Source organism: Nonomuraea sp. NPDC005692, from assembly GCF_040631115.1.
In the GTDB taxonomy this organism is placed as follows: Bacteria; Actinomycetota; Actinomycetes; order Streptosporangiales; family Streptosporangiaceae; genus Nonomuraea.
Genome location: NZ_JBEXYU010000013.1, coordinates 168,828 through 180,841 on the forward strand (window position 1 = coordinate 168,828; position 12,014 = coordinate 180,841).

The 12,014-nt window shown below is 70.8% G+C and carries 11 protein-coding genes and 1 riboswitch; of the genes, 4 read left to right on the plus strand and 7 right to left on the minus strand.

The window, feature by feature from the left end; genetic code table 11:
- Positions 1-211 precede the first annotated feature (211 nt).
- A riboswitch (cyclic di-AMP (ydaO/yuaA leader) is annotated at positions 212-363 on the plus strand.
- 6 nt (positions 364-369) lie between these two features.
- On the plus strand, positions 370-1,413 hold the full coding sequence (locus ABZ459_RS26525; protein WP_357975323.1) for an NlpC/P60 family protein: 1,044 nt from the start codon (positions 370-372) through the stop codon (positions 1,411-1,413).
- 26 nt (positions 1,414-1,439) lie between these two features.
- On the opposite strand, the gene ABZ459_RS26530 is transcribed toward ABZ459_RS26525, so the two are convergent.
- Entirely contained in the window at positions 1,440-1,652 is a 213-nt protein-coding gene (locus ABZ459_RS26530; protein ID WP_132597751.1) for a LuxR C-terminal-related transcriptional regulator, read from the minus strand.
- Between the two features lie 278 nt (positions 1,653-1,930).
- Between ABZ459_RS26530 and ABZ459_RS26535 the strand changes: the two genes are divergently transcribed.
- Positions 1,931-3,034: a cytochrome P450 gene (locus ABZ459_RS26535; protein ID WP_357975326.1), complete on the plus strand. Its 1,104-nt coding sequence runs from the start codon at positions 1,931-1,933 to the stop codon at positions 3,032-3,034.
- Here the strand turns inward: ABZ459_RS26535 and ABZ459_RS26540 are convergent.
- Positions 3,024-3,422 (minus strand): helix-turn-helix domain-containing protein, encoded by a 399-nt coding sequence (locus ABZ459_RS26540; RefSeq protein WP_357975329.1) that lies wholly within the window; start codon positions 3,420-3,422, stop codon positions 3,024-3,026. The genes ABZ459_RS26535 and ABZ459_RS26540 overlap by 11 nt on opposite strands.
- A gap of 80 nt (positions 3,423-3,502) precedes the next feature.
- Between ABZ459_RS26540 and ABZ459_RS26545 the strand changes: the two genes are divergently transcribed.
- Positions 3,503-4,432, plus strand: coding sequence for an NADP-dependent oxidoreductase (locus ABZ459_RS26545; protein ID WP_357975333.1), 930 nt, complete (start codon positions 3,503-3,505; stop codon positions 4,430-4,432).
- Positions 4,433-4,488: 56 nt separating this feature from the next.
- Here ABZ459_RS26545 and lysX read toward each other — a convergent pair whose 3' ends face one another.
- Positions 4,489-5,970, minus strand: coding sequence for a bifunctional lysylphosphatidylglycerol synthetase/lysine--tRNA ligase LysX (lysX, locus tag ABZ459_RS26550; RefSeq protein ID WP_357975336.1), 1,482 nt, complete (start codon positions 5,968-5,970; stop codon positions 4,489-4,491).
- 148 nt (positions 5,971-6,118) lie between these two features.
- Between lysX and ABZ459_RS26555 the strand changes: the two genes are divergently transcribed.
- Complete coding sequence (locus tag ABZ459_RS26555) at positions 6,119-6,595, plus strand: hypothetical protein (RefSeq protein WP_357975339.1); 477 nt, start codon at positions 6,119-6,121, stop codon at positions 6,593-6,595.
- 65 nt (positions 6,596-6,660) lie between these two features.
- On the opposite strand, the gene ABZ459_RS26560 is transcribed toward ABZ459_RS26555, so the two are convergent.
- The 4 genes from ABZ459_RS26560 to ABZ459_RS26575 all read right to left on the minus strand — a co-directional run bounded on the left by ABZ459_RS26560 (position 6,661) and on the right by ABZ459_RS26575 (position 11,803).
- Complete coding sequence (locus ABZ459_RS26560) at positions 6,661-7,443, minus strand: type III pantothenate kinase (RefSeq protein ID WP_352318636.1); 783 nt, start codon at positions 7,441-7,443, stop codon at positions 6,661-6,663.
- Between the two features lie 3 nt (positions 7,444-7,446).
- The gene (locus tag ABZ459_RS26565; RefSeq protein ID WP_357975342.1) at positions 7,447-9,972 is read right to left on the minus strand and encodes an L-aspartate oxidase; all 2,526 of its coding nucleotides are present in this window, start codon (positions 9,970-9,972) and stop codon (positions 7,447-7,449) included.
- 84 nt (positions 9,973-10,056) lie between these two features.
- Positions 10,057-10,890, minus strand: coding sequence for a pantoate--beta-alanine ligase (gene panC, locus ABZ459_RS26570; RefSeq protein WP_357975346.1), 834 nt, complete (start codon positions 10,888-10,890; stop codon positions 10,057-10,059).
- A 22-nt stretch (positions 10,891-10,912) separates the two neighbouring features.
- A complete protein-coding gene (locus ABZ459_RS26575) occupies positions 10,913-11,803 on the minus strand; it encodes a DUF2520 domain-containing protein (protein ID WP_357975349.1) in 891 nt (296 codons plus the stop codon).
- Positions 11,804-12,014 lie beyond the last annotated feature (211 nt).

Consider the following 12,014-nt stretch of genomic DNA (forward strand, 5'->3'; position numbering starts at 1 on the left):
CAGGCGAACACGAGCCGACTTGGAGCTTTCCTCCAGACCTCAGCACCCTGAATGCTGGACAAAAGGTGCAGAAGCCTGCTTCCGTACGGCTACCCACGAGATCACCTTGTGACCCTTCAGTTGTGAAACCTCTACAGACTCGGCAGTTCCGGTTGAGCGTGAACCCGGAGTGCATTAGTGTCCAGCGACGATGTTCTCCGCGTAATGCGCGCGGAAAGACACGCCCAATTCCCGCAAGGGAAGCCGGGGAACCAACGGTGGCGAGCACCTCGCGCCACCACTTGGGGTGAATCCGACCATCTCGGTAGGGCTGCTCCGGCCCGAACCCGTCAGCTAACCCGGCCGGCGTCGATGAGAGGAGCTCGGTTGGTGAAGCGGACGCTCGACCGCTCGGGGAAGTCTGGGGGCAGGCACGCCCGCCCCCAGGAGCAGGCCAGGCGCACACGCCGCCTCGGCGTCATCGGCGTCACCATCGCCGCGATGCTGTTCGCCGTCCCCGTCGGTTCCGCCGCCGCCGACCCGAAGCCGTCGCTCTCCGAACTCGCCGACCAGGTGGAGAAGCTGCACGAAGAGATCGAGACGCTGGCCGAGCAGTACAACGAGCAGCGCGAACGGCTGAAGGCCGCACAGAAGGCCAACGACTCCGCCCAGAAGATCCTGGCCACCAGCGAGTCCGACCTGGCCGCCAGGCGCGCCAGGGCCTCGCTGCTCGCCCAGAACGCCTACATCACCGGCGGCCTGGACAAGGCCCTGGCCTTCGCCCAGTCCGGCGACCCCGAGACCTTCCTCGACCGGGCCGCGACCACGTACGCGCTCGAACAGCAGCAGGGCGAGGAGGTCAACCAGCTCGCCAAGGCCATGGAGGCCGCCGAGCGGGCCAGGGCCGGCGCCAAGACCCGCATCGCCGAGGTCCAGAAGATCGTCACCGATCTCGAGGGCAAGCGCTCGAAGATCACCAAGCTGGTCACCAAGGTCGAGAGCAACCTCTACCGGCGGGCCGTCGGCGAGGCGGGCCGTCCCGGCACCCGCGCCGTACGCGTCAACCTGCCGGTCATCGGCGACGGCAAGGCCGCCCAGGCCGCCAAATGGGCGCTCACCCAGCAGCTCAAGCCGTACGTGTGGGGCGCGGAGGGGCCGCGCTCCTACGACTGCTCCGGCCTGGTGATGGCCGCCTACCAGCGCGTGGGCATCTCGCTCCCCCACTACACCGGCGACCAGTGGACGGCCGGCACGCACATCAGCCGCGACCAGCTGCGCCCCGGCGACCTGGTGTTCTTCTACAGCGACCTGCACCACGTCGGCATCTACATCGGCGGCGGCATGATGGTCCACGCCCCGCAGACGGGTGACGTCGTGCGGGTCGCCTCGATAGACAGGCGGCCGTTCGCCGGCGGCGTGCGCATCGCGGACTGACCGGCGCGGCACTTCGCCGAGCGCCGCTAGATGAGCTGGCGGCGCGCCGCCCATGCCACGGCCTCGATCGCCGTGGCCACGCCGATGCGGTCGCAGATGCCCCTCAGCCTGCGCCGTACGGTCCGTCCGCTGATATCCAGCCGCCTGCCGACCCGATCGACGGTCACCCCCCTGGCCAGCTCGGCCAGTAACGCCAAATCCGCGTGGCTCAGCTCAACGCCTTCTGTGAGCACATCCACCGGGAGCCCTCCCCCCAACAGCAGAACTCGGACCTTTCAGGCGAAGCAAAGCCGCTCGTCTCGGTGAAGGTAAACGCATCGCGGAAAGGTCGTCAAGCGCGACAATCGGCGCCCTTGACCAGTGCTATTGACATGATCGCTTATATGTGACGTACTCCGCATATGTTGGCACGCCGTGGTCCGCTATGAACGGTCCAAACGATCAATTCGGCGGCCCGGTACCGCCCCCGATGAGCGCCACCGACCTGCTGGGTTTTGATCCCTCGGATCCGCAATTTGTGCGCGATCCGTACGTCCGATATCGAGAGCTGCGAGCCGCCGGGCCGATCTTCGCGACGCGCGGCGGGCTGCTCGTCGTGACCACGTACGAGTTGTGCGCGGCCGTGCTGCGCGATCCCGCGTTCGGTCACGGAACGTCCGCGCCCGCGCAGGAAGAGCCAGGTCAGCCCGGCAGGTCGTTCCTGCTCATGGACCCGCCCGATCACACCCGGTTGCGTGCTCTGGTCAGCCGCGCGTTCACGCCGCGCATGGTGGCCCGCCTCAGGCCGCGGATCGAGGTGATCACCGCCGACCTGATCGGGCGGCTGCCGGAGGAGGCGGAGCTGATTTCCGGTTTCGCCCACCCGCTGCCGGTGATGGTGATCAGCGAGATGCTCGGGGTGCCGCCGGAGGACCACGACCGCTTCCGCGGATGGAGCGAGGCCCTTGCCCGCGGACTTGACCCGATGCTGACAGACGCCCTCATGTCGGAAACGGAGCGTTCCAGGAACGAGTTCCGCGACTACTTCCGCCGCCTGATCGCGCAGCGGCGCGAGCGTCCCGGCGAGGACCTCCTGAGCGCCCTCGCACACGTCGAGGAGCTCACCGAGGCCGAGTTGCTGGCGACCTGCGTGCTGCTGCTCGTGGCCGGCCACGAGACCACCGTCAACCTCATCGCGAACGGCGTGCTGAACCTGCTGCGGCACGGCCTGCTGCACCTCGCCGCCGAGCGGCCGAGGGAGGTGGTCGAGGAGGTGCTGCGCTTCGATCCGCCGGTCCAGCTCACCTCCAGGATCGCGCTGGAGGACCGGGAACTGGGCGGGACGCCGGTGCCCGCGGGCTCGGCCGTGCTCGTGCCGATCGGCGCGGCCAATCGCGACCCGGCCGCGTTCGCCGATCCCGACCGGTTCGACCCCGGCCGCGAGCCCGGCCGGCATCTCGCCTTCGGGCTCGGCCTGCACTTCTGCCTGGGGGCGACGCTGGCCAGGATGGAAGGCGAGATCGCGCTGTCGGCGCTGGCCGCGGCGGCGCCGAAGATGGAGGCCGCCGACCCGGCGCCGCCGTACAAGGAGAACGTGGTGCTGCGCGGGCTGGCCCGGCTGCCGGTGCAGCTCAGGCGGTAGCGTCGTAGCGCTCCCTGGCGGCCTCGACGTCCTCGATGTGCTCCTCGGCCCACGCCTTGATGGCGGTGACCAGCGGCATCAGGCTCTGGCCCAGCGGGGTGAGCGCGTAGTCGACGCGCACCGGCACCTGCGGCGTGACCCGGCGCGCCACCAGGCCGTCGCGCTCCAGGCCGCGCAGGGTCTGGGTGAGCATCTTCTGGCTGACCCCCGCGATGTGCCTGGCCAGGTCGCTGTAGCGGCGCTCGCCGGCGGCCAGCGCGCTGAGCACCAGCGTGACCCATTTGTCGCTGAGCCGGTCGAGCAGCTTGCGGGAAGGGCATTCGGCGAAGTAGGCGTCGAAGGCGAGTCTCGCCTGGTCACGCCGCTGGGCCGCTGTCGTGGTCGCCACCGTCTCACTCCTCGCTGTGTGTTACGCACTTCCAGGTGCCTACTTACCGAAAGAGAGTAACTCTTCCTAGGGTCACCGGCATGACGAACATGCGTGCACTCATCGGCGGCTCCGGCGTTCCCCAGCTGGTGTCCGCGCCGCTGCCGACGGCGGGGCCCGGCCAGGTGCGGGTCAAGGTGGCAGCGGCCGGGGTCAACCCCTTCGACCTGGCCGTGGCGTCCGGGGCGCTGGCCTCGTACGGGCTGGCCAGGAAGCTGGACTCGTACGGGATCGGCTTCGACGCCGCGGGGACCGTGGACCAGGTGGGCCCGGGGACCTCCTTCACCGTGGGAGAGGAGGTCGTGGGGCTCTGCGCGCGGCTGGAGCTGCCGTACAAGGCGCAGGCCGAGTACGTCGTGCTGGACGCCCCGGCGGTGGCCCGCGCCCCGCGCGGCGTGAGCCCCGTCCACGCGGCCACGCTGCCGCTGAACGGGCTCACCGCCTGGCAGGCGCTCGACCGGACCGGCGTCGGGCCGGGCGGCACGCTGCTGGTCACGGGGGCGGCGGGGGCCGTCGGGGGGTACCTGGTGGAGCTGGCCGCCGTGCGCGGCGTCAGGGTGGTGGCCGCCGCCGGCGCCGCGGACGAGGAGCTGGTACGCGGCTTCGGGGCGGAGTGGTTCGTCCCCCGCGAGGAGGACCTGGCCGAGGCCGTACGGGCGCGGGTGCCCGGTGGCGTGGACGCCGTCGTGGACGCGGCCGTGCTGGGTCTGCCCGCACTCGACGCCGTGCGGGACGGCGGGGCGTTCGTGGCGCTCGCGTCGGGGGTCGCGCCGGTGGCGCTGCGCGGGACGGACGTGGCCACCGTCCTGTTCCGCTCGGACGCCCGGCAGCTCGCGGAGCTGGTACGCCTGGTCGAGGCCGGACGGCTGACGTTGCGGGTGGCCGGAACCTATCCGCTGGACAGGGCCGTTGACGCGCACGCCCGCCTGGCGGAGGGCGGCCTGCGCGGACGGCTCGTGCTGGTGCCCTGACCGCCCGGACCGCCCGGACCGGCGCCCCACTCTTGCGCGGGGCACCGGACGGCGGCTCAGTGGGTGGGCTTGACCAGCGGGAACAGGATGGTCTCGCGGATGTTCTTGCCGGTGAAGGCCATGATCATCCGGTCGATGCCGGCGCCCATGCCACCCGTGGGCGGCATCGCGTACTCGAGGGCCTGCAGGAAGTCCTCGTCGAGCTGCATCGCCTCGAGGTCGCCGCCCGCGGCCAGCAACGACTGCTCCACCAGCCGGTGGCGCTGGTCGATCGGGTCGTTGAGCTCGGAGTAGGCGGTGCCGAGCTCGGTGCCGAACCCGATCAGGTCCCACTTCTCGGTCAGCAGCGGGTTGTCGCGGTGGAGACGGGCCAGCGGCGAGGTCTCCAGCGGGTAGTCCATGACGAACGTCGGCTGCACGAGCGTGTGCTCGACCAGCTCCTCGAAGAGCTCCTGGACGAGCTTGCCCGACCCCCACTTGGCGTCCCAGTGGACCTCGCGGCGGTCGGCGATCTTCCGCAGCTCCTCAAGGGTGGTCTCGGTGGTGATCTCCTCGCCCACGGCGTCGGACACCAGGTCGTAGAGCCGGATCCGCGGCCACTTCTCCAGGCCGAGGTCGATCTCGACGCCGTCGTGCACGACCACGGTGGTGTCCAGGGCGGCCACGACGGCCTTCTGGTACATCCGCTGCGTCAGGTCGGCCATGTCGTTGTAGTCGAGGTAGGTGCCGTAGGCCTCGAGCATGGTGAACTCGGGGTTGTGCGTGGAGTCGGCGCCCTCGTTGCGGAAGTTGCGGTTGATCTCGAAGACCTTCTCGATACCGCCGACCACCAGCCGCTTGAGGTAGAGCTCGATCGCGATGCGGAGGTAGAGCTCCATGTCGTAGGCGTTGATGTGGGTGCGGAACGGCCGGGCCGTCGCGCCGCCGTGGATGGGCTGCAACATCGGGGTCTCGACCTCGAGGTAGCCCTCCTCGTGCCAGAAGTCGCGCACCGCGCGCACGGTCGCGCTGCGCACCCGCGCCATCTTCCTGGCCTCGTCGTTGACGATGAGGTCGACGTAGCGCTGGCGCACCCGCGCCTCGGGGTCGGTGAGGCCGACGTGCTTCTCCGGCAGCGGGCGCAGGCACTTGGCGGTGATCTGCCAGCTGTCGGCGAGGATCGACAGCTCGCCGCGGCGCGAGGTGATGACCTCGCCGGTCACGCCGACGTGGTCGCCCAGGTCGACGTCGCGCTTCCAGGCCGCCAGCGACTCCTCGCCGACCTTGTCGAGCGAGATCATGACCTGCAGGTCGGCGCCGCCGTCGCGGAGTGTGGCGAAGCAGAGCTTCCCGCCCACGCGGTTGAGCATGACGCGGCCCGCGACCCCCACCGTCTCACCGGTGGCGGTGTCGGGCTCCAGGCCCTGGTGTTTCTCCTTGACCTCGGCGTTGGTCGCCGTGCGTGGGAAGTTCACCGGGTAAGGGTCGACGCCCTCGCTGCGGAGGCGGTCGAGCTTTTCCCTCCGGATGCGCATCTGCTCTGGAAGTTCCTCGCTCACAACAACAAAGCGTAGGGGATACGGCGAACTGCAAGCGCTCGTGACGGTTCCCTGCAGGGGCGCTGCAAGGACCCTTTTGTACCAATGACTCACGAGCTCCGGGGGGAGCCGGCAAGGAGCCGGCCCGAGGGGAGCTCCGGGAGAGATCATGATGAAGAAGATCGCGACGGGCATCCTCGCCATCGCCGCCACCAGCGCCGTGGCCCTGTCGCTTCCTTCGGCCGCCAGCGCCACCACCGCCGACTTCGACGACTACTCCGACTACTGGGGCCCGGTGTACGCCAAGCACCACCTCGCCAAGGCCCAGGGTCACGTGAGCGTCGAGTGGGACGAGGAGGACTCCAACGAGGTCCACGTCACCGGCCGGCTGTACGACCTGGACAACCGCGACTACGACGAGGGCGGCAAGTGCGCGTACGTCAAGTTCCAGGCCGAGGACTCCGACGGCGACTGGTCCACGGTCTACGCCAAGAAGTACTGCGGCTTCCCCGGCTACAAGAAGTTCCACTTCGAGGAGAACGACGTCTTCACCCTGCGGGCCAAGGTCTGCCAGGTTCCCGAGCAGGGCATCTTCGCCACCAAGTGCGGCCCCTGGCGGGAGCTCTACAGCGCCGAGAACGAGTGACCCTCGCCGGCGACACCACGACCGACAGGCGGCCCCCTTCCCGAGCGGGGGCCGCTTGTCACGTTCTAAGCGGTATTGCGGTGATAAATCAGGCGCAAGCCGATGAGGGTCAGCCACGGCTCGTGCACGTCGATCGAGCGCGACTCGCCGACCACCAGCGCCGCGTGGCCGCCGGTCGCCACGACGGTCACCTCGTCGGGGTCGTCGGCCAGCTCGGCGGCCATACGCTCGACGATGCCGTCGACCTGGCCGGCGAAGCCGTAGATGATGCCGGCCTGCAGCGCCTCGACCGTGTTCTTGGCGATCACCGAGCGCGGCCTGACCAGCTCGACCTTGTGCAACTGGGCGCCGGCGGCGGCCAGGGCGTCGACCGAGATCTCGATGCCGGGAGCGGTGACCGCCCCGACGTACTCGCCCTTGGCCGACACCGCGTCGAACGAGGTGGCGGTGCCGAAGTCGACGATGATGCACGGGCCGCCGTACTGGTCGATGGCGGCCAGGGCGTTCACGATGCGGTCGCTGCCCACTTCTTTGGGGTTGTCCATGCGCACCGGCACGCCCGTGCGCACGCCGGGCTCCACGATCACGGCGGTGACGTCGCCGTAGTAACGACGGCACATCTCCCGCATCTCGTTGAGCACGCTCGGCACGGTCGAGCAGATGGCGATGCCGCTGATGTCGGCGCCCTTGAGCAGGGGTGACTGGGCCAGCAGCCCCTGGAGCACGACGGCGATCTCGTCGGCGGTGCGGCGGGCGTCGGTGGCCAGCCTCCAGTGCTCGATGACGTCCTCGCCCTCGAACAGCCCCAGCACCGTGTGCGTGTTGCCGACGTCGATCGTGAGCAGCATCAATTACTCCCGCAAATCCAGTGCGATGTCCAGGGCCGGCGCCGAGTGGGTGAGCGCTCCCGCCGCAAGGTAGTCAACGCCAGTTTCAGCCACATCACGAGCCGATTCCAAGGTCAATCCCCCACTCGCTTCAAGCGCAACCCTGTTTTTCGCCCGACTTTTCACGATTTGTACGGCATGTACGGTGTCCTCGATCGTGAAGTTGTCCAGCAGGATCTCCTCGGCGCCCTCGTCCAGCAGAGGCTCCAGCTGGTCGAGACGGTCGATCTCCACCTCGATCGGCAACTCGGGATAGCGCTCCCGCACCGCGCGGTACGCCTCGGCCACGCCGCCGGCCGCCACCACGTGGTTGTCCTTGATCAGGGCCGCGTCCGACAGCGACATGCGGTGGTTGACGCCGCCGCCGCAGCGCACGGCGTACTTCTCCAGGGACCGCAGACCCGGCAGGGTCTTGCGGCTGTCGCGCACCCGCGCCCGCGTGCCCTCGATCGCGGCCACCCATTTGGCGGTCAGCGTGGCCACCCCGGACAGGTGCGTGAGCAGGTTGAGCGCGGTGCGCTCGGCGGTCAGCACGGCCCGCGTCGGGCCCTCGACCGTCATCAGCACGTCACCGGCCGCCACCCGCTCGCCGTCCTTGGCCCGCCGCTCGGTACGGCCGGCGCCCAGCCGGAGGAAGACCGCCTCGGCCACGGCCAGCCCGGCCACCACGCCGTCCTTGCGGGCCACCACGTCGGCGGCCGAACGCTGCTCGGCCGGGATCGTGGCCAGGCTGGTCACGTCGCCCGCCTCCTGCAGGTCCTCCTCCAGCGCGCGGTCGATCAGCGCGTCGACCTCGGCCGGGTCGAGCCCGGCGGCGGTCAGCTCCTGCGCCAGGCGCGGCGGCATCGCCTCGCCGTGCGGGGTGTACGTCATGCGAAGGCCCTCCTCGGTCAGGGTCACGTCCAGGTGGCCCAGCCACTCATTGTCGTCCCGGCTCTCGTGGTCCTCGCGCCAGTGGGAACCGCGCGTCTCCAGCCTGGCCGCCGCCACGCCGGTCAGGACGGCGGCGACGGTGAGGAGGTTGCTCGCCTCCCAGGACTCGGTGCAGGCGGGCACCTCGACCGGCGTCCAGAGCGCGTCGCGCAGCGCCTTCGACGTGGCCTGCAGCGACGCGCGGCTGCGCAGCACCCCGGCGCCGGCGCTCATGTGCGCCTGGAGCCTGGACCTGACCCTGGGGTCCACCAGGCCCGTCGCGGCCCGCCCCGGAACCGGCTCGCCCGGCTCAGGACGCGTCCGGTGGATGTCCTCGGCGATGCGCTCGGCGAAGACCAGGCCCTCGAGGAGCGAGTTCGAGGCCAGCCGGTTGGCGCCGTGGACGCCGGTGCAGGCCACCTCGCCGCAGGCGTAGAGACCCTCGATCGAGGTACGGCCGGACAGGTCGGCACGGACGCCACCGCTGGCGTAGTGGGCGGCCGGGGCGACGGGGATCGGCTCGGTGGCCGGGTCGATGCCGTGCTCGCGGCAGACGGCGTAGATGGTGGGGAAGCGGCTCTCCCACATGTCCCTGCCGAAGTGGCGGCCGTCGAGGAAGACGTGGTCGCGGCCGGTCTCACGCATGGTCGTGGTGATCGCCTTGGCCACGACGTCGCGCGGGGCCAGGTCGGCCAGCTCGTGCACGCCCTGCATGAACCGGTTGCCCTCGTGGTCGACGAGGAAGGCGCCCTCGCCCCTGACCGCCTCGGAGATCAGCGGCTGCTGGCCGGTCGAGCCCTCCCCCAGCCACAACACGGTCGGGTGGAACTGCACGAATTCGAGGTCGCGCACGACCGCCCCCGCCCTGAGCGCGAGCGCCACGCCGTCGCCGGTGGACACGACCGGGTTGGTGGTCGCGGCGTACACCTGGCCCATGCCGCCGGTGGCCAGCACCACCGCCCGTGCCAGGACCGCGCCGACGCCGTCACGCGCGCCCTCGCCCATGACGTGCAGGGTCACCCCCCTGGCCCGGCCGCGGGCGTCCTTGAGCAGGTCGAGCACGAGCGCGTGCTCGATCACCTCGATCGATCCGGCGCGCACCGCCTCGACCAGCGCCCGCTGCACCTCGGCGCCCGTGGCGTCGCCGCCCGCGTGCACGATCCGGTGGCGCCGGTGGCCGCCTTCCCTGGTGAGCTGGAGCTCGCCGTCGGGGGTGCGGTCGAACCGGGCGCCGCGCTCGATGAGCCGCCGCAGCGCGCCCGGCCCCTCGGTCACCAGGGTTCGTACGGCCTTGGTGTCGCACAGCCCGACCCCGGCGAGCAGCGTGTCGCTCAGGTGCTCGTCGGGGGTGTCGCGCGGGTCGAGCACGGCGGCGATGCCCCCCTGGGCCCACTTGGTGGACCCGGCGGACAACACGTCCTTGGTGACGACCAGGACCTTGGCCGTGGGATCCAGCTCGGCGTGGCGCAGCGCCACGGTCAGCCCCGCGACGCCGGAGCCGACGACGACCACGTCCGCCTCGACGGTCCAGCCGGGTTCGGGGGCCGTCAGACGCGGGGGAATCGCCGGTGCACTCATGGGGGTCTCCTCACTGAGGCGATTTCGTCACTATGACGATAACGCCTGCCGCAGCGTGGACATGCCCCGGGGGCACCGTACGGATCAGGGGCGAAGGCTCAGGACGACGTTGTCGATCAGCCGGGTGCTGCCCACCCGGGCCGCCACGGCGAGCACGGCCGAGCCCTCGTAGGACTCGTCGACCTCCTTGAACGTGGCCGGATCGACCAGCGCCAGGTAGTCGAGGTCGAGGTCGGGCCCGGCCTCGGCGAGCACCGCGCGGGCGGTGGACCGGATCGCGCCGGCGGTGAGCTCGGCCGCACCCGCCCGCAGGGCGCGGGACAGGGCCAGCGCGACCGTGCGGTCGTGGGCCGACAGGTAACGGTTGCGGCTGGACAGGGCCAGGCCGTCGGGCTCGCGCACGGTCGGCGCCCCGACGATCTCGATGGACAGGTCGAGGTCGGCCACCATGCGGCGGATGACGGCGAGCTGCTGGGCGTCCTTCTGGCCGAAGATCGCCACGTCGGGGCGCACCAGGTTGAACAGCTTGAGCACCACCGTCAGCACGCCGTCGAAGTGGCCCGGCCTGGAGGCGCCCTCGACGATCGTGCCCATCTCGCCCGCGCAGACGCTCACCTGGCGGTCGGGGCGGTACATGTCCTCGGGCGAGGGCGCGAACACGACGTGGACGTCCTCCTCGCGGCACACGTCGAGGTCGGCGTCGAACGTACGGGGATAGCGGGAAAAATCCTCATTAGGACCGAATTGCAGCGGGTTGACGAAGATGCTGACCACGACCTGGTCGGCGCGTACCCGGGCGGCCCTGATCAGCGATCGGTGGCCCTCGTGCAGCGCGCCCATGGTCGGTACCAGCGCCACCCGGCCCGTGCCACGGGCCTTCGCCAGGTCGTCCCGGTTGCCGGCCACGATCAGATCCATTGCTGCCCTCCACACCCGACGGTCAGGTCCATATATTGCCCCCAAGCGCGTCGAGCAGCCGCTCCGCCTCCTCCGGTTTGAGCAGCCCCGCCGCCAGCGCCCGGTCGGCGGTGAGCCGGGCCAGCGCGATGTAGGCGTCGGCGGCCTCCGGAGCGGCCAGGATCAGCGCGTCGACGTGTTTGCGCACCGTGCCGGCGTCGCCGCGGACGACCGGCCCGGTCAGCCCGGCGATGCCCAGCCGCAGCACGTTGTCGAGCGCCGCGCCGAGCAGCGGGCCCAGCATGCGGCCCGGGTGCTCGACGCCGATGCGCCCGAGCAGCTCCTCGGACTCGGCGATGAGCGTGACCATGTGGTTGGCGGCGTTGGCCAGGGCCGCGTGGTAGAGCGCGCGGTCGCTCTCGGCGATCCAGACCGGCTCGCCGCCCATCTCGATGACCAGCGCCTCGGCGACCGGCCGCAGCATTTCGGGCGCGGTGACGCCGAACGAGATGCCGGTGATCTTGTTGAGGTCGTCGTCGCGGCCGGTGAAGGTCATGACCGGGTGGAGCGCGAGCGGCAGTGCGCCCACCTCGGCGGCGGGGTCGAGCACCGACAGGCCGTACGCGCCGCTGGTGTGGACGAGCAGCTTGCTCTGGAGGTCGGCGCCCGTACGGGCCAGGCCGGCCACCAGGTCGGGCAGCGCGTCGTCGGGGACGGTCAGCAGGATGAGCTGGGCGGCGGCCACCACCTCGTCGGGCCGCGTCAGCTCCACCCCGAGCCGGTCGGCGGCCCACCGCCGCGACCTGTCGGAGACCCCGCTCGCGGCCACGATCCGGTGGCCCGCCTGCGCCAGCGCGGCGCCGAGCGCGGAGCCGACCTTGCCCGCGCCGAGCACGCCGACGGTCAGCCGTGCCGGGCGATCACCTGCGTCCATGACGTCTCACCCCTGTCGACCGTGATGGCACTGCCGACCAGCGTAACCGGCGAGCGGCGCCGCGCATGTCGCGGGCCGACGAACGCGATCCGGCATGTCCGCCGCTTTACCGCCCGTTGAGTTAATGACAAATGCGACAGGGGCATACGAATCGTGCACCCCCTGTCGAAAGAGATGAGGAGAGGGGTCCACGCACGACGACGGGCGCCGG

Bases quoted from the DNA above. Each gene is read 5' to 3' on its own strand.
- ABZ459_RS26555 (WP_357975339.1), top strand. From the start codon at position 6,119: ATGATGAAGAAGATCGCGACGGGCATCCTCGCCATCGCCGCCACCAGC.
- panC (WP_357975346.1), bottom strand. From the start codon at position 10,890: ATGGATCTGATCGTGGCCGGCAACCGGGACGACCTGGCGAAGGCCCGT.
- ABZ459_RS26560 (WP_352318636.1), bottom strand. From the start codon at position 7,443: ATGCTGCTCACGATCGACGTCGGCAACACGCACACGGTGCTGGGGCTG.
- ABZ459_RS26545 (WP_357975333.1), top strand. From the start codon at position 3,503: ATGACGAACATGCGTGCACTCATCGGCGGCTCCGGCGTTCCCCAGCTG.
- ABZ459_RS26565 (WP_357975342.1), bottom strand. From the start codon at position 9,972: ATGAGTGCACCGGCGATTCCCCCGCGTCTGACGGCCCCCGAACCCGGC.
- ABZ459_RS26575 (WP_357975349.1), bottom strand. From the start codon at position 11,803: ATGGACGCAGGTGATCGCCCGGCACGGCTGACCGTCGGCGTGCTCGGC.